The following is an 18,357-nucleotide window of genomic DNA, read 5'->3' on the forward strand; positions in this document are numbered from 1 at the left end:
GTTTCAATTCGCTCATGTTCCTTACCTCCTGTGGAAGCAGGCTCGTCTGGTACTAACTCAATCACATCAGTAATCTCACAATTCAGAGTTTCACAGATACGGGCTAATGTATCCATGCTGATGTGCTTTCCCTCTTTGCTCATGTTGGCAATCATATTTGTTGTCATACCAGCGGCAAGCCTTAAATCCTCTTTTCTCATATCACGCTCTAACAGTGTGTGCCAGAGTGGTTTATAGCTGATGTGCATATTGTTTTCCTGCCTTTCTATCCATACCACCGGGACGACTGCCCCGGCAGGAACTTTTCTCTTATTATAACACCAATCTTGTGAAATCACAATTTATTCTTGTAGCCTGCCGCTGATACCGTCTGGATTGTGCTTTTCCTTTCTTTTTGTTCCCTTTAATTAGCCATGAACTGGATTATGGGAGGCGGTGGCGGATTTGAAAACATGTATGACACACTGTTTTGTGCCAGCGAAGTACCACCAATCCGACTGCTCCTTAGCGTATCCTTCGGACTATTTCAGGCTTTAGATGCCAGAGCGGATTTCTCTTTGGGACTTACAGGATTTGGGGTAAAAATATCAAATCTTAAAGTTTCAAATACTGATATAAAAATTATGGATTACGCTAAACTTCAGGTAGACTGGATACCTTACTATAAGCTTCTTATGCAATGTAGCATAAAGTGTCTTGGAGTAATAGAAGGTAAGGGTTATATTATAATGGATACCAGTACAGGAGCAGAAGAAGCCTTTGAGGCATATGCTCAGGCGGCAGTTAAAATTCCTGATTTCATTCCATTAATTGGTGGAATAGAAGTAGGAAGTGCAGCTCTTGGACTTAACACAACCCGTATATGGGGAGCACTTAAGGTTTTAGGATTTTCAACAGGTATATCTTATGTATATGGTGGTGATTTGTCATTTGGCTCTGAGGCAAAGGTAGAGCCAACGTACCCGCAATATTTAGAGGAAGCCGGTGTGAAAGACATTAATGGCAAAACATGGTATGCAGTAGGATATGATGCCGAAAAGAAGGATACTCTTTACATGAGTCTTGCTTCAAATATTCATGAAACGGCATCTTCAACAGGAGGAAATCTTTTGGCAGATGGAAGTGGCAGTGTGTCATCAAGTCTTCATTCTGACATAACAAAGACCTATCACGATTTTACATTAGGTCAGTACGAAAACGGCGGTGCTCAGGTGTTAAGTGTAGCTTTTAGTGCAGATACCTTAGAACAGGCTGACAAGTCAAAAGCAGGATTTAAGATTAAAGATGAAGCAGGTAAGGAAATCACTTTGAAGTATTATGATAATTCAAAGAGTGATGAAGAAAATGCAGATGCAAATGCTAACTTCTCATATGATGAAGATAAAAAACAGGGAACCATAGTAGTGTCCTTTACAGACAAAAATCTTTATAACAACACTTATAAAGTAAATACGGTAGAATCTTCAGAACTTATTCTTTATGCTGTGGATCCACTACCGGAAGTAACTACGGTAAGTGTAGCAAAAACTAAATATTCTGACACAGACAATAAGGTAAAAGTGAACTGGAATGGAAATGCCAAGATGACTGACCTTGATAAAATGGATATTTATGTGGTAGAGGATTTAGATGTGGAAAGTGAGGGAGGAACTCCGGTTGCAACCCTTACTAAAAAGGATATTGCAAAGAAAACCACTACCATACAGCTTCCAAAAACTCTTACAGCAGGTAAATACTATATCCGTGTTGTATACAGTAAGGAAGATGTTACTACAGGCATAGTAAATACCACAGGCACTTTTGAGTACACCAACAATACCCAGCCGGCTAAAATCGGAAGTGTTTCAGTATCTAATGCAGGAGACTTACAATTTAAAGCTCAGGTGGATGCAGCAGGGGACAGTAAATGTGCAGGAGCTGTATTTAAGGTATATGAAGTAAATGAAAAAGGTGAAAAAACAGAATTGCCGGATTACACTGTTTCCGCAGCAAAAAATGAGGCAAAGGAAATATATGCCATACTTGGAGGCAGCAGTGAAAACAGTTCTGAAAATGAAAAGGGAAAAACCATTGTTAAAAAAGAAGGCCTTAAGGCTAATGGAAAGTACATAATTTCAGCTACACCTTTTAATAAATTGATGGATAACAAGGGAAATCTTACAGGATTAACTTATGGCGAAGAAACATTTTCAGATGAAATTGTACTTAATACACCAAATAAGGCTACCATAAAGCTTACTGCTGATAAGAAAAAATATCAGGTAGGAAGATTAGAGCATGTAAAGGATGACAATGAAAATGTTGTGGAAAAAACAGTAATGTATGACACATATGATTCTTCAACCATTAACTTTACGGCTACATCTGATATGAAAGTGTCAGGAACATGGGTGTTAGATGGAGAAGAAGTTGAAACAGGAACATTTACGGATACAAACTCCATACCTATTTCATTAAGTAACATAGCAGATGGTGACCACACCATAACGGTATATGGAAAAAATGAAAATGGAGACGGATTTAGTGAATATTTCGTATTTAACGTAGATACCACAGCACCAACATTGCTTCTTAAGTCACCTACTAAGGGTTCAGGCTTTGAGGAAGACGGTACTTTAACAGTAAGTGGAATGACGGAAGATGATGCCTATATTACAATTAATGTAGACGGAAAGCCGGTTTTGAGACAGAAAACTTTAAAGGATATTAAGGCAACAATGGGAGAAGAAGGAGATTTCTCATTTGATATTAATATCGGTAAGGGTTATTATAAAAAGGAAGTAGAAGTCATTGTAAGTGATGAAATCGGAAACACTCAAAAGGCACAGTGCGAAGTCTTTAACAACGGAATGGGAAATGTTAAAAGCTTAGATGTGGCGTTGAGTGCCGATACTACTGATAATACGGAAAAGGAATGGATTTCTTATTCTAATAAAAACCTGTTCTTAAGCGATAAGGATGACACATCAGTGGCAATGCAGTTATGTGCCATAACTAATGACAATAATACCATTGTTTTAAATGGCATGGAAAATGTTGACTGGAATATGAAAGCGGTTCTTGGAAGTGCTGAAATGGATAGCAACAAACTTACAGTGAAAAAAGGCAGTCACGGTTTTGTTGAAGGAAAGCTTATTCTGGTAGATGGAGCAGCATTATCAACATCATTTACCTTTGGAGCTGAGGTTCAGGGACAGACACAGGAAAAAGGCTACAAGGTTATTTATAAGGCTAACGGTGGAAAGGGAGCCATGACAGACCCTAACAGTCCTTATAGTAAAAACGACTCTGTATTAGTTTCAAAATGCGGATTTACCTATCAGGGTAAAACCTTTGTATCATGGAACACTAAGGCAGATGGTTCAGGAACCACATATGTTCCGGGAGACAAATTCTATATTAAAGGTGATGTTACCTTGTATGCTATATGGAAAAAATCCTCCGGTGGAGATAGTGTAAAGCCGGGAGATAATAGCACTGTAAAAGTAGGAAGCACCCAGACTGTAGGAAAGGCAAAATACAGAGTGACATCCCAAGGAGCAGTAACATATCTTGGAACAACTGACAAGAAGGCTAAGAAGCTTACAATACCTGATACCATAAAGATAAAAGGTAAAACCTATAAGGTTACGGCAGTGGGAACTAACGTAGCTAAAAGTAATAAGAAGCTTACCAGCGTTATAATAGGAAAGAACGTTACGGTTATAGCAGCCAAAGCCTTCTACAAGAAAAAGAAACTAAAGAGCATTAAGTTTAAATCATCTAAGATTTCAAAAATTGGCAAATATGCTTTTAAGGGCATAAGCAAAAAGGCAGTGTTTAAGGTGCCAAAGAAAGCCAAAAAGAAATACAAGAAGAAACTTAGTAAAAAAACGGGATTCGTTAAGAAGACAATGAAATTAAAGTAAGGCATAGGGGTGCCCTTGAAAGTCAAAATCTTTCAGGGGCGCCTAATGCTGTAAAAAAGGAGTAGCATGATTATGGAGAAAATAAAAGAACTGCTAAATAAAAATAAAAAAATAACAGGCATAGTGGCAGTTACTTTATGCGCCTTAGTGGTGATAGTGGTGGCACTGGCAGCTACCGGTGGTAATGGCAGTGGTGACAGAAAAAGGGCAAAACAACTGTTTGACAATGCAGAAAAGGAGATTGCCCACATTAAAAAGGATGTCCCTAAGATGGATAGAGACACCTTCATAACCATAGATGACAAGGTGATAGTGGGATTTGTGGAAATTCCGGATAAAAATATCAGATATCCTGTAATAAATGTATTTGACAAAAACACCTATGCATATTCCCTATGTAGAAGTGGTGATGGTATGCCCTGGGATATAGAAGGTATGACTATTTACGGAATAGACTCATTTACAGATGCCCTTGATGAAATAAAAAACGGGGATAAGCTGATATTTGAAGACTTGGCCGGAGAAAAATATGAATATAAATATGAAAAAGATGCAGAGAAAGATAAGAATAAAGTAATAGATTATGGAATAAAAATATGTAAGGTGGATAGCGAAGGAAAAGAAAAAGGATATTTTTTGTTTGTAAGAGATTAAAAAAGTACATCATTAATAATATTAATAATAATGTAGGAAGACATTATTTAGTAAGAAAATGTTAGAACATTAGGAAAAAACAATAAAAACTGATAAAAATATCGAAAAAAATAGATTCTTCTGTAAAAAAAATAGTAAACCGACAAAAAATATCAGGTTTTAGTATGGAATTAAAAAAAAGAAATGCTATAATACTGAAAGGTGGAGGACTTTGTGAATATTAGAAAAAGGTAAAACGTTTTACCTTTTCTTCAAATTTGGTTAGTATTTACAAAGTTTTTTGATTTAAAAAAAGATTATTTAAATAATGATGAAATGATAAGAAAGGGGCAAAAATCGTAATGAAAGTAAACAGACGATTGATTAAGAAAATACTGTCAGTTGTATTGGCAGTAGCAATGACAATCGGAACAGTTAATTTACAACCGTTTGTCAGTGAGGTTAAGGCGGCTACAACTATTAAGTTTGTTGGTAACTCGGATGTAGCTAATGACAATGCCAGAGTCTATGTTATTGATGGGGCGGTATCAGATTCATCTGCGTACAGGAACAGCAATAATGAGATGATTGCCGGTAAGGAGATGACAAGATCGACGACTGAAGATTACACATGGACAGCAGAAGTTGATTCAGATGTTGTTACTTTTGTAAGAGTATCACCGGTTCAAGACAATGGGGTATCTTATTACTGGAATGATTGGATGAATACTCAAAGAGGAAACAATACAGTATATACTGTTACAGCTATGGGAACAGGTGAATGGGGAGACGGAACAGTACCGGAAGTAACGTTCACTTTAGTAAATAAGATATCTGATTCAGAGAGATTTGCTAATTTTTCAAACTTTGGTGCACAGTTATATCTTCATGATAATGATACAAATACTGACTATAAATTTGAACAGCAGTCAGATGTATCCTTGTGGACTACATCTATTCCAAAGACTGTAGGAAACAATATACAGATTGAAAGAAGAGGATCAGATGGAGCAGTTTGGGGTAAATGGGGAGCTTTTGACAGAAAGTCGTATACAAAATATTATATAACGAATTTTAAGGATAGTGACGATACCTCATGTACAGGACAGTGGACTGATCCGAGTGTTTCAGACAGCATTTATGGTGAACAATTAAGTGATGCTAATTATGGATATAACTTTGATAATTTAAAATTAGAAGGTATGACAGATACAAACTCTGATGAAAGCAGTCGTAGTACGTTGTTTACAGTACCAGCTGTTATGTATAATTACAAAAAAGGTGGCGGAGCTTCATGGTGGGATCAGTTCCAGAATTTCAATGATGCAATGAAAGCAAGATATTGGGGTGAAGGAAAAATGACATACCCGATGGTTACCGGAGCACCTGACAGCAGAAATTATATATTAGAAGGTGGTATTAATGCAGTTGGTTCAAGACCATTGTATAAACTAATAGGTCAGGATTCGACTTATTCAATAAATGACAGGTTGTGGTACACAAACCATAATATATCAGGTGATGGAAATGGAAATAATGAAACAAGTTTGGTAGGCAGTCCACTTCAGGGGCTGGTTGCACCATATCTTTCAACAAACAGACAGTTGTTATCATCAGAAAATAATGTTATTATGCCATTTTTTGATGATAATTTCTTAAAAGATTATGCTGACATTTATGGTTCTATGGAAAATCCTATTCAGTTTCCGTTTAGGGTCACAGAGGATGGACATTATATATTTGACAGTAAGTCAGGTAAAGATAATGTTTATATGAATTCAGAAGGAAATCTTGTATATAATTCAAGTTCAACTGCAACTATAACAAATCCTTCTGAAAATGCCAGTGGTGAAGTTGGATTCTTCCCATTTAACACACCTATTTCAGGTAATGTTAATAATAATGCAACTTTGGCTGATTCAAAACCCGGCAAGGAAGATACCAAGGTAAACTATGGCTTTGGTATGAGACTGGGGATTCCGTTTACGGTATCTGATAAAACAGCAACAGCAAATGCTAAAAGAATTGACTTGGCAAAAACTGGAGGAAGTAGTTCAGCCGATGCAAAGTATAAAGATTTTAATGTTAAAAACAGTGCAGCTAAGTATGTTGTAGTTAAATTAGCAGAAGCTAGAAATGTTAATGTTGATAATATACGAATAAACGGAACTGATTACTGGTTGACAAATGGAAATGCAACAATTACATATCCGGGATTAAGTAAATTCACAGATGAAAATGTTGTTAGTCTTGATAACAATAATGATGGATACATTTTATTAAAACTTAATGAAACAACTGATATTAACAGCGTATCAGTAGGATATAGGTCATATGTAGATGATGCTGTTATGAAGGTGTATGCATTAAGCGATGAAAGTGAAATTACAAATCTTCCTGATATTGTAGAAGATACAGTATTTAGATTCTCAGGAGATGACGACTTGTGGGTATATGTTGACGGAAAATTAGCACTTGATGTTGGTGGTGCCCATGGACGTGCAACAGGTAGCATTAACTTTACAACAGGTGAGGTTAATGTTGACAATCCATATAAGGTTACAGATACAGGAATTGAGAAAGCAACAGCCAGTTCAGTACAGGATTGGATAAAAAATCTTGATAGAAGTAAGACACATACATTGTCAGTTTTCTATATGGAACGAGGCTTGTATGATTCAAACCTTATGATTGACTTCAACTTGGACGCTGTTGATTTAACGCAGAAGAATGGTCTTACAGTTACAAATACAATGGATTTATCTAATATCCAGAAAACATTGCAGAACACCGTTTCAGGAATTATGGAAAAAGATAAATTCACTTATGATGTTAGTGATTTATCAGACACAACTAAGACATTATTTGAAAACAACAGTATTTCATTTGGCGGAAACGGAACTGTTACACAGACAGAAGAAATTGACGGCTCTACAGAAAATGGTATACGTGGTGATAAGGTATCAATAAAGCAAAAAGAAGATAAGCGTTTTGATACATCATATTCCATAACTGATGGAGATGGTGAAAAGTTTGCAGAAAATGTATCAGGCTTAGAGGCAAATGATGGGCGTACTGATGGACAGAACAGTGTGACTATTCAGAATAAAACAGCTGCTGCAGCAGGTGAGGATGTAAGCATTAAGGTTGATTACTTAAATGCTGCTAAGGCGACAGGTTTCTCTGTAGCTAAGGAATTTGTTGGTACAGAAAGTGCTTCAGCATATACATTTGAAGTTAAGTATACACAGTTATTTGGAGCTTCTAATGAGACCTATGGGTTAAGCGGTTCTTTAGCAGGGGTATCATATACAGTATATGATAGTGATACCAATGCAAAAATTGGAGATAAAACCGTATCAGCAGACAGCACTATTGAGATTAGTGCCGGACAGAAAGCTGTATTTACAGGTATTCCGGTAAATACAAAGATTAAAGTTACAGAGTTAAATGCAACAAAAACATTTAAGAATGTAAAGGTTTCAGGCTCAGAGGAGTCGGTTGAAAATGCTACATTCACAACAAATGATGGAACAATGGCAACTCTTGCATATACAAATGAACCTGAATTTGTATTTACAAATACAGAGGCGGATATGAAGAGACTTGTATATTATACAGAGATTGGTAAAACAACTAATTTACCATTGCCGGCTGAGTTTACACATAAGACAACTAAAGAAGGTCAGTCTGGAACAACAACTACAGTTAGTCATGAAAAGACATCTTCTATAGCTATGGATAACACAGTAAGTAATGGCATGGCAACTGGTTTAACAACAATATCGAATGTTCAGGCTACTATAAACGGAAGTAATGAACATAAGCTGAAGATAACATCTCCTGGAAAAGGAGGTTATGGAATTGAGTCTATAACAATTAATAATACTACTTATGGTTATACAGCAATTAAAAATCAGTATTTAACAGGAACCAGCAGTGGCGATTTAGATAATATGCTTATGAATATAGATGGATCAATAATCATTCCGTTTACAATGACAAATGATGGAGATGTTAATGTGTCTATAAGATATAAAGGATGGAATTGTTCATATGTATGGCCTGTAGTATTGGATGAAGGTGTTACTACAACAGTAACAACTCCGGGAACAGAGTCAGTAACATATAATGATTACACTCTTGAAAATGCTTCATCAGACATTACATTTACACATAATGCAGATGCTTCTAACAAGGCAGAAGTTACATGGGAGAATGGTGATGTTAGCAACGAATCAAGCATTAATAAGATGACATTTACATCAAAACATGTAGGTTATGATAAGTTTGTTCTTAAGTTAGCAGATAATGTTAATAACGGAACACAGAAAGTAGAAGTAGTAGTTTATAACTATAATGTAAATGATAAAGTTTACGTTTTAGATTACGGTTTAAAGACAGACTTGTTTGCTGATACTAATGGTATCTTAGGTGGTACAACACCTTATAATTATGATAAGAACTTTAGTGTTACAAATAAATCAATTTTGCAGGATGATACAGACGCAGATGGATATACAGTATTAGGTATGTCTGATAGCACAGTTGGTGCTAATTACAAGAATTCACTTAATTATACATATAGTGATGGCGAGTTTAAGAACCAGATGGACTTCAATCAGGCAACAGCATTATGGGCTGATTCAAAGCTTATGTACACACCTAAGAAGTTCATGAGTGATGTAGATACTTTCTATATGGGAGTTCAGGTTACAAAGGACGGCGTTGCATCAGGTGCATCTGATTTAGATGCTTCAAATGCTACACCGGTTATGACATCCAAGGTAGAAGTAATGCCGGCTAATATTGTGTATTATGAGGATAACTTCTCTAATAGTGGAACAGATGAAAATATTGATTCTAAGAGCGGGATTATTTATTCAGGAAATGTAACAATTAATGGTGAGACAAAAGACAGTTCACAGTCTAATGCATTGGATATGCAGTACGGATATGATCCGGCATATGAAGATGAAAGTTACGGTAATAGTAATGGAAGCTCACACGAGTTAGGTAAATCTGCTATGGCAGCCTTTGAGTTCAAGGGTACAGGATTTGATATTGTAAGTAGAACAAATCGTTCAACAGGAGTTATTGTTGTAAGCGTATACAACAAGACAGATGATACAAAGATAACTAAAAACAATGGTATGTTAATTGTTCAGAATGGATGGAGTAACCTTGTTAAGAGTATGATTATTGATACATCATACGAAAATGGTGATTTGTATCAGGTTCCAGTAATAACATGGAGAAATGATACAGGAGAAGCTGGTGACTATATTGTTACTATAACTTCACTTAAAGGAAATAATTCAGAAGCAAAGAGTGTATTTATTGACGGAATCAGAATTTATAATCCGGCTAAGGGTAACTCAACAGCTGAAGGTAAATATGATGATAACAATGAGTTAGGTGCAACAGTAAGCGAAATAAAACGCTTATATTAGGAGCAAACTTTAAGTTTAATTATGATGACCCATTGAGTTCAACATATGATAAACAGGGAGTTATTTCCTTAGCTAAGTATACAGGAAATGGAGCAGCCTTCCTTACAGGTAAGTCGGTAGTAGAATCCTTTAACGGATACAATACAGATAACACTAAGGAGTTGGATCCAAACACAACTAAGGATATGATGACATATGCAGTAAGTGGACCAAACAATGAATTGTATTTAAGTGCAGGATATGGTTTGGCATTTATGTATGACAATTTAGAGGGTTACACAGGAAATTCCAAGACAATTCAGGTTGGAATAAAGAATGTTAAGGGAAGTGAACTTAAACTTCAGTACTTAAAGGAAGTTAATAACAGTGCTGTATGGACAGATATTGCTACAATTAAATCAGCAACAGAGTTGTATTATAAACTTGATACACTTGGAGATAAGTATGATGGAAAGTTGTACTTAAGAGTTGCAGGTGGTGACGGATATGTTTCATTAACAGGCATGAAAGTCGTAGGATACAAATTAAGTCCGGTAACAGCAACTACAGTTGAAGATAAAGGTGTTAAATCAGAATTAAATCCTACTGATGTAGTTATAAAGGCAGGATATAATACAAAATCAGATAGTTTTATTAAAGACAGATATGCCATGGTTAAGGTAACAACACCTGTGGCAGTAGATGATATCAAAGTATTTGATGCAAATGGAAAAGAAGTAACACTTACAACAGCTTCAAGTAAGACAGTTGATGGTGGACTAGAATGGACTCTCAAGTTCAAAGCAAGTAAGACAGAAAACATAAAGGCAAGTACAATGTATATTGTTGGATATGATGAAGAAGGATACAGATCTGAAAAGTTTGGATTTGATGGAAAGGTGGTACAGGAATAATGAAGAAATATAGTAAACCTGAAATCTGCATTGAAAAGTTTGATATGGATATTGAGATTTTAGCAACTGTAGAGATGGGATCAGATTTATATAATGAATTAAAAGATACGTATAAGTCAACAATGGTACCGGCAGGTGCACCTGAAACAGATGAGGCATTTGAAGCATGGGTAAAGAGTATGGGATATGACACACCTACTAGTGGATTGTGTTACTTTACTCCGACTATGCCATCATAAGATAATAAAAAGGAAAACCCTTTCCTGACTTTTGTCGGGAAAGGGTTTTATAAATAATATGGATATAAAAATTAATTTAGCAGGATTAATAATTGAAATTGAAGGATTCCCTTATAAGGAGGTACCCGAAAATATGGTGCCTTTTATATGTAACAATGAAAAGGAAGCAGATTTCAAATATAGAATCATGGTGGAAAGTGAGTTGAAGAGTGATAAAGGCACTCTGATATTTGAAAACAATATCAGAAAAATATATATAAACAACAGCAAATATTTTGTTTATTTCAGTTACAAAATGGGAGATGACAGTAGTCTGGAAATAAGTACAGTGTTTGACATAGAATCAAAGGAAGCACAAATTTATGTTGATAGAAAGTTTATTGAATTAACTAATGGTCCAGGACTTTTAATGAGTAGCCTTGATATTGATTTGGTTTTACTTCTTTTCAACCGCATTATTATGCATGCTTCCGTAGTTGAATATCAAAATCAGGCAATCCTTTTTAGTGGACCTTCAGAGATTGGAAAATCAACTCAGGCAAACTTGTGGAAAAAATACATGAATGCTGATATACTTAATGGTGACAGGGCTACTATAGATATTTCTAAGGATATTACTAATGTTTATGGTTCTCCTTATGCAGGAAGTTCTAAGATATTTAGAAATGAGTCTGCACCTATTAAAGCAATTATTTTGCTTAAACAGGGAGAAAAAAATTCTATTAGGCAGTTGGTGGGAATGGAATTGTATAGAAATATGTTTCCACGATTTTCTCTTGCCAGATGGGATGATAAGCTGTCAAATATTAGCATGAATATTATAGAAGAAATTATTAGCAGGATACCGGTATATGAATTAACCTGTCTGCCGGACGAAGAAGCAGTAAAGTTAGTTTGTGATACGGTATTTTAATAAGGAGAAATTTTGTGAGTGATTTGAATAATCCTTTTAAGCCTAACCTTAGAACCGGTTTGTATTTAAAAGCCATGAAGGACAGGGCACCGATACATGGTTCTTTTGAATTGACACCCAGATGTAATCTGAATTGTAAAATGTGCTACATCAGAATGTCTGAGAAGGAAATGTGTAGTGCCGGCAGGGAATGGACGGCAAATCAATGGATAGATTTTGGAAAAGTGTGCAGGGATAAGGGCATGCTGTTTCTTTTACTTACAGGTGGGGAGCCTTTTTTTAGAAAGGATTTTAAAGAGATATATACTGAATTGAATAAAATGGGATTTATAATTACCATTAATTCTAATGGCATATTAATTACTGATGAGGTTGTCTGTTGGCTGAAAAAATGTCCACCATCAAAAATCAGAATAACTTTATATGGTGGAAGTAATGAAACTTACAGTCGTTTATGTGGTGATTCCCATGGATTTGATAAGGTGACCGCTTCCATTGACAGGTTGCTTGAAGCGGGAATAGCGGTAGCAATAAATGCCAGCTTCACACCTTACAATGTATGCGATATAGAGGCTATATACGATTTTGCAAAGAAGCGGAAATTAAAAGTTAAGCCTATGGTGTATATGTTTCCACCTATCAGACGCTTTGAAAGTGAAAATGAGGTTTTAAGATTCACGGAAGAAGAAGCGGGACAGGCACTTTTTAGAACCAAAATGGCTGAAATGGATAGTGGAGTTTTGTATTGGTTTATTAAAAGAATGCAACAGGGTTTTAGAGCAGATGAAGATGATGGCTGCATTGTGGCTGAGGAAGAAAACATGGGGTGCATAGCAGGAAAATGTTCTTTCTGGATTACATGGGATGGACGTATGACACCTTGTGGAATGATGAATCAGCCTGTTGTAAATCCCAAAGAAAAATCCTTTGATGAGTGCTGGGATTACATAGTGAAGGAAACTGACAAGATCTTTTTACCCAAAGCCTGCACCCGGTGTGAGCATAGAAATGCATGTACCGTTTGTGGAGCTTTAGCTGTTGCAGAAGGTCATGGTGATTCCACTGTAAAACCGGAATATTTGTGTGGAATAACCCGTGAGTACCTAAGACAATGCCAGAGTTTTGTAAATAATATTGAATCATTAGCAAAGGCGGAGAATGAAGATGAATAGCAAAAATAAAAAGATAATTGTAATTGTTATAGTTGTTTGCGTGGTGCTACTGTTAGTAGGAACTATACTGTTTTTTAAAAACGCCAATAATAACAAGAGCGAAGTAGAAAGCATGAAAAAAGAAGCACAAAAGAATACTGCTTTAAGCCCTGAGAAATTAGAAAGCATAACTAATAATGTAACCAGAGTAGAGGACTATGTAGAGCCGGGAAAGAATACATTGGAAGTTGACAAAATTCAGGGATTTACAACTAAAAAAAGCGTAAAAAATTCTACAACTAATCAGAAAGATAAGAAAAGTAATAAAGACGATAAAAAAAGTGAAAAGGTAGAATTATCAGACAGCAATCTCATTATTGAAAAAGTGGGAAGTTATACAGGAAATTATTTAGAGGATGGCAGCGATGAGCCTATAGAAAAGGTGGCAGCCATTATTATATCCAATACATCTGACAAGATGTTACAGGTAGGTGATATTACCTTTAAAGTTAGTGACAAGGAAAATGCTACCTTTAGAGTAACTAATCTGTTGCCTCATACATCGGCTTTGGTGTTGGAATCTAATAAGAGAAAATACAGTGATAAGGACGATTATTCTTACGGAACTGTAGTTAATGCCTACTTAGATGCCCCGGATTTGTTAGAGGATAAGTTTGAAGTAATTAAGGAAAACGGAAATCTCAAGCTTAAAAACAAAACAGACAAAACCTATAAGAAGGTGTATGTTTATTATAAATATGTGCAGTCAGGTGGAGCATTTATGGGAGGTATAACTTACAGAGTGCCCTTTGAAAACATAGAAGGTAAGAAAACTGTTACATCAGTGGCTAATCATTTTAGTGCCAATACCAGTGTAATAGTGGATGTACAAATAGCAGAGGAATAGGAGAGTAAGGTTATGAGAAAAGAGTTTAAGAAAATAGTTACCTGGGGAATGGTAGTTGCCATGGCTTTTTCCCCGGCACCATCTGTTTTTACAACTGATGCTAACACTGTCTATGCTGACAGCGCTACATCAGGCAGTTGTGGAAGTGAGGCTCAGTGGTCCTATGACAGTGCCAGTGAAACACTGACAATTAGTGGTAAAGGAGCGGTGAGTAGTTCACCTTTTTCTGAAATAGCATTTAAAAAACTTATTATCGAAGAGGGAATTACACAGATTAATAGTAGAAGATTCCTTGGAAGTAGTGCTTTAGAAAGTGTTAGTCTTCCAAAAACCATTACCAATTTAGGAGAATATGCGTTTGAAAATTGTCAGAGTTTAAAAGAGATTTTAGTAGATGATGAAAATGAAAATTTTAAGTCAACAGATGGTGTTTTGTACACAAAAAATATGCAGACACTATTAATATATCCTGCAAACAGGGAAAATACAGATTTTTCAATTCCTGAAACAGTTAGAAGTTTTGGTGACTATGCCTTTGACTACAGTCAAAATCTTGAAAACATAACCATTCCGGCAGGACTTAGAAGCATGGGTGAATATGAACCCTTTTATTGTGCTAAGTCAATTAAAAACTTTGATGTTGCCACAGGTAATGGCTATTATGCATCAAAGGACGGCTGTCTGTATTCAAAGGATTTAAAGAAGCTTATTAAGTATACAATTGCAGGAGAGGACAAATCAGTAACAATAGATGGCTCAACCATCATAAACGATAATGCCTTTTACAATTCAGCAAATCTTGAAGAAGTAGTTCTTAAAAACTCTGTTAGTGAAATCGGCTATATGGCTTTTTATAACTGCGATAAATTAAGCAAATTAACTATAGAAAACAGTGAATGTAAGATAAATGACATTTTAAATAATAGCAACGTTACAATTTGCGGATATGCTGCATCTACAGCAGATACATACGCTAAAAGAAATGATTTGCAGTTTAGTGAATTATCAGAGAAGAAGGTTAGTTCTATTGAAATATCAGAATATCCAAAGAAAACTGTATTTGCTATAGGTGATAAATTTAATTGTGTAGGTCTTGAAATAAAGGTTAATTATGTAGACGGAACCAGTGCAATTAAAAGTTCAGGCTTTTCAGTTAAGGGCTTTGCCTCTGACAAGGTGGAAAGAAGAACTCTTACTGTTGAGTATGGAGGAAAAACAACAACATATGATATTGTAGTGGTAACTCAGTTAAATATACAGGATTTAACCACAAGAAAGAACACCACGGTAAATATTGTTGAAAAGAATCAGACCAGCCGTTTAAGATTTATTCCGGCTAAATCAGGGGATTATAATATTTATTCCATAGGTGATGATACAGATACATGGGCAGCTCTCTATGATGTAGATGAAAATCTCTTATTAGAAAATGATGACAGAGGGGAACTTTCTGACGGAAATTATGACAGCAATTTCTTTATCAGTTATCACCTTGAAGCCAATAAGGTATATTTCCTTGATACAAAATTTGAGGATAAAAACGCTATTGGAAGTTTTGATGTAGCAGTGAAGCTTATTAAGGAAGATGAAACAGAAGCTCCAACTACAGAGCCAACCACAGAGGCACCGACAGCAGAGCCAACTACAGAGCTTGGCAGCGAGCATGTAACATCACAGCCGGCAACAGAGCCGGGGAGCGAACCAACGGCAGTGGCTCCAACACAGAAGCCTACAACAGTGGCTCCTACGCAGCCGGAAACCACTACAAAGACTTCCGGAGGGGGAAATATTACCACTAAAAAACAGCAAACCACCACTGTAGGTAAAGTGACTGTTAAAAAGACAAAAGTGTCTAAATTCAGCAAAAAATTAGCTTCAAACAAGGTTAAAATATCCCTTAAGAAGATAAAAGGCATAAGCGGATATGAAATTAAAATTTCAAGCTCTAAGAAATATGCCAAATCAAAAACCGTAACTAAGAAAGTTAAGAAAAATGTCTTTACAGTTAAAAGCAGCAAAATAAAGAACAAAAAAGTTCTGTATGTAAAGGTAAGATGTTATAAAAAAGTCGGTAAAAAGGTATATTATAGTAGATGGACTTCTAAAAAGGTTAAAATTAAAAAATAGGTTAAGCCATAGGCTTTTATGAAAGGACGAGGCAAATTGTACAAGAATATTCCAAAACAGGAAAAAATATTATTAAAGAATTTAGTTGAATATCAGGATGGACAGGTTGTTAGCAAGACTTTGGTTCAAAACGATTTTGTAAGTGTTACCATTTTTTCTTTCGATAAGGGAGAGGAAATATCAACTCATGCATCAGGTGGAGATGCCATGGTTACTGTACTTGACGGAAAAGGCCGTTTTACAGTAGGTGGAGAGGTGTTCACCTTAACAGAAGGTGAATCACTTATTATGCCAAAGGATGTTCCTCATGCAGTTTTTGGGGAAGAAAAATTCAAGATGGAATTAGTTGTTTCATTCTAGTGTAAAAATATTTCCGACGAAATGCCTCTGACCGCAGGGAAGAGGTTCTACATATTATGCAAGGAGGTTTTTTCATGAAAACAAAAACAGCTGTTATAACAGGTGCAAGTTCCGGAATTGGAATGGAGTTTGCCAGAGCTTTTGCCAAAATGGGCTACAGCCTTATCCTTACTGCAAGAAGAAAGGACAGGCTGGAAAAGTTGGCATCGGAACTTTCAGTTCCCTGTGAGATTATTGTCTCTGATTTGTCTAACGAATTGGAGTGTTATCAGTTATGGGAAAAAATATCTCATAGGGACATTAATGTTTTTATAAATAATGCAGGTTTTGGCACCTGTGGAAATTTTCAGGATACGGATTTAGCAAAGGAAGTTTCCATGATTAATGTAAATATCAGGGCAATGCATATTTTATTTAAAAAAGTCCTTCAAAAAATGAAAGTCCAGGGTTATGGAAGAATTTTAAACGTGGCCTCCTCAGCAGGGCTTCTTCCGGCAGGGCCTTATATGGCGACATATTATGCTACAAAGGCGTATGTTACAAGTATTACCCAGGCGGTGGCACAGGAATTAAAAGAAGAGGGCAGTAAAATCTATGTGGGGGCGCTGTGTCCCGGACCTGTAGACACGGAATTTAATGAAATGGCAGACGTTATTTTCGCCCTTAAAGGAATTACTCCTAAATACTGTGTTAAGGAAGCTTTAATGGGAATGAAAAAGAGAAAGGTTATTATTGTACCTTCATTAAAAATGAAAATATGCATAATGGGACAAAAACTTTTGCCAAAGCAAAGTCTGCTTAAAATAGTTGCAATGCAGCAGAAGAAAAAGACAAAGAACTAAAGATTACATTATATTAGAGCATTTCGCAAAGCACCAATAGAGAAAATTACGTTAGACGTTTGACAAAGCTATGTTAGGGCGTTTTAGGAAAGGACAAATATGAGTACATTTAACGTAGAATTAAAAAAGGTAGTGGATGACAGTTATGATATTGAAATTGGTTTTTCTTTGGAAGAAAAGTTAATTTTAGATTTAAAAGCCGGTCTTGTAGGGAATATAAAGAAATATGTAGTTGTAACAGATTCTGTGGTTAAGGATTTATATGGTGAAAAAATACATAAGTTAATTGAAACAGCAGGATTTAAGACAGATTTGATTGTTTTTGAAGCCGGTGAAAAAAGTAAAACAAGAGAGACAAAGGAGTATGTGGAAGATACAATGCTTTCAAAGGGATACCGCAGAGATTGCTGTATTATAGCAGTAGGCGGCGGAGTGGTTACGGACTTGGCAGGCTTTGTGGCAGGAACCTATGGAAGAGGCGTACCTTTTATAAATTATGCCACCACATTACTTGCTTCTGCTGATGCATCAGTTGGAGGCAAAACCGCAGTAGATACTCCTCTTGCCACAAATCTTATTGGAATGTTTAATCAGCCCCAAAAGGTTTACATTGATATTGCCGCATGGAAAACTCTTCCAAAGAGACAGTTATCCAGTGGCTTGGCAGAAACCATAAAACATGCATGTTTAGCCAGCAGTGATTTCTTTGAATATTTAGAGAAGAATATTGATAAAATAATGGCTGTGGATAAAGATGTTTGCGAAAAGGTTGCAGAGGAAAATTGCCGTATAAAATATCATGTTGTAATGAAGGATGAAAGGGAAAGCGGACTTAGGGAGGTTCTTAATTTAGGTCATACCGTTGGAAGGGCAATTGAAACTGTAAGCGATTACCGGCTTCTTCACGGTGAAGCATTGGCTATAGGCATGG

General features: G+C 36.0%; 13 protein-coding genes. 12 read left to right on the top strand and 1 reads right to left on the bottom strand.

The genetic code is table 11. The features are described from left to right. On the bottom strand, positions 1–338 hold a 338-nt coding region (locus Q5O73_RS05900; RefSeq protein WP_368076746.1), incomplete at its 3' end, for a helix-turn-helix domain-containing protein. A gap of 75 nt (positions 339–413) precedes the next feature. On the opposite strand from Q5O73_RS05900, the gene Q5O73_RS05905 reads away from it, so the two are divergent. The 12 genes from Q5O73_RS05905 to Q5O73_RS05960 form a co-directional block, all read left to right on the top strand. Continuing rightward, positions 414–3,908, top strand: a complete 3,495-nt coding sequence (locus Q5O73_RS05905; protein WP_302669249.1) for an InlB B-repeat-containing protein — start codon at positions 414–416, stop codon at positions 3,906–3,908. A 72-nt stretch (positions 3,909–3,980) separates the two neighbouring features. Then, the gene (locus Q5O73_RS05910) at positions 3,981–4,562 is read left to right on the top strand and encodes a hypothetical protein (RefSeq protein ID WP_021952640.1); all 582 of its coding nucleotides are present in this window, start codon (positions 3,981–3,983) and stop codon (positions 4,560–4,562) included. A gap of 341 nt (positions 4,563–4,903) precedes the next feature. Further along, positions 4,904–9,994: a fibro-slime domain-containing protein gene (locus Q5O73_RS05915; protein ID WP_302669250.1), complete on the top strand. Its 5,091-nt coding sequence runs from the start codon at positions 4,904–4,906 to the stop codon at positions 9,992–9,994. A gap of 32 nt (positions 9,995–10,026) precedes the next feature. After that, positions 10,027–10,887 carry a hypothetical protein gene (locus Q5O73_RS05920; protein WP_302669251.1) on the top strand — a complete coding sequence of 287 codons (861 nt, stop codon included), beginning with the start codon at positions 10,027–10,029 and terminating at the stop codon, positions 10,885–10,887. Beyond that, positions 10,887–11,126: a hypothetical protein gene (locus Q5O73_RS05925; protein ID WP_021952642.1), complete on the top strand. Its 240-nt coding sequence runs from the start codon at positions 10,887–10,889 to the stop codon at positions 11,124–11,126. The genes Q5O73_RS05920 and Q5O73_RS05925 overlap by 1 nt, the downstream gene beginning before the upstream one ends. Positions 11,127–11,184: 58 nt before the next feature. Beyond that, positions 11,185–12,039 (top strand): hypothetical protein, encoded by an 855-nt coding sequence (locus Q5O73_RS05930; RefSeq protein WP_302669252.1) that lies wholly within the window; start codon positions 11,185–11,187, stop codon positions 12,037–12,039. A gap of 14 nt (positions 12,040–12,053) precedes the next feature. Beyond that, positions 12,054–13,211: a radical SAM protein gene (locus Q5O73_RS05935; RefSeq protein ID WP_302669253.1), complete on the top strand. Its 1,158-nt coding sequence runs from the start codon at positions 12,054–12,056 to the stop codon at positions 13,209–13,211. Then, positions 13,204–14,097 carry a hypothetical protein gene (locus Q5O73_RS05940; RefSeq protein ID WP_021952645.1) on the top strand — a complete coding sequence of 298 codons (894 nt, stop codon included), beginning with the start codon at positions 13,204–13,206 and terminating at the stop codon, positions 14,095–14,097. Before Q5O73_RS05935 ends, Q5O73_RS05940 begins: the two co-directional genes overlap by 8 nt. 12 nt (positions 14,098–14,109) lie before the next feature. After that, positions 14,110–16,224, top strand: a complete 2,115-nt coding sequence (locus Q5O73_RS05945; RefSeq protein WP_302669254.1) for a leucine-rich repeat protein — start codon at positions 14,110–14,112, stop codon at positions 16,222–16,224. An 18-nt stretch (positions 16,225–16,242) separates the two neighbouring features. After that, positions 16,243–16,584: a cupin domain-containing protein gene (locus tag Q5O73_RS05950; RefSeq protein ID WP_021952647.1), complete on the top strand. Its 342-nt coding sequence runs from the start codon at positions 16,243–16,245 to the stop codon at positions 16,582–16,584. Positions 16,585–16,658: 74 nt separating this feature from the next. Next, the gene (locus tag Q5O73_RS05955; protein WP_021952648.1) at positions 16,659–17,426 is read left to right on the top strand and encodes an SDR family oxidoreductase; all 768 of its coding nucleotides are present in this window, start codon (positions 16,659–16,661) and stop codon (positions 17,424–17,426) included. 99 nt (positions 17,427–17,525) lie between these two features. Continuing rightward, positions 17,526–18,357 (top strand): 3-dehydroquinate synthase family protein (locus Q5O73_RS05960; protein WP_302669255.1); only part of this gene is annotated, 832 nt, incomplete at its 3' end.

The organism is Eubacterium sp. AF15-50, from assembly GCF_934835595.1.
Classification (GTDB): domain Bacteria; phylum Bacillota; class Clostridia; order Lachnospirales; family Lachnospiraceae; genus Eubacterium_G; species Eubacterium_G segne.

What these genes read in the sequence shown, in the direction of transcription:
- Q5O73_RS05945 (WP_302669254.1), top strand. Translation starts at nt 14,110, where the DNA reads ATGAGAAAAGAGTTTAAGAAAATAGTTACCTGGGGAATGGTAGTTGCC.
- Q5O73_RS05955 (WP_021952648.1), top strand. Translation starts at nt 16,659, where the DNA reads ATGAAAACAAAAACAGCTGTTATAACAGGTGCAAGTTCCGGAATTGGA.
- Q5O73_RS05910 (WP_021952640.1), top strand. Translation starts at nt 3,981, where the DNA reads ATGGAGAAAATAAAAGAACTGCTAAATAAAAATAAAAAAATAACAGGC.
- Q5O73_RS05940 (WP_021952645.1), top strand. Translation starts at nt 13,204, where the DNA reads ATGAATAGCAAAAATAAAAAGATAATTGTAATTGTTATAGTTGTTTGC.
- Q5O73_RS05905 (WP_302669249.1), top strand. Translation starts at nt 414, where the DNA reads ATGAACTGGATTATGGGAGGCGGTGGCGGATTTGAAAACATGTATGAC.
- Q5O73_RS05950 (WP_021952647.1), top strand. Translation starts at nt 16,243, where the DNA reads ATGAAAGGACGAGGCAAATTGTACAAGAATATTCCAAAACAGGAAAAA.
- Q5O73_RS05915 (WP_302669250.1), top strand. Translation starts at nt 4,904, where the DNA reads ATGAAAGTAAACAGACGATTGATTAAGAAAATACTGTCAGTTGTATTG.
- Q5O73_RS05925 (WP_021952642.1), top strand. Translation starts at nt 10,887, where the DNA reads ATGAAGAAATATAGTAAACCTGAAATCTGCATTGAAAAGTTTGATATG.
- Q5O73_RS05930 (WP_302669252.1), top strand. Translation starts at nt 11,185, where the DNA reads ATGGATATAAAAATTAATTTAGCAGGATTAATAATTGAAATTGAAGGA.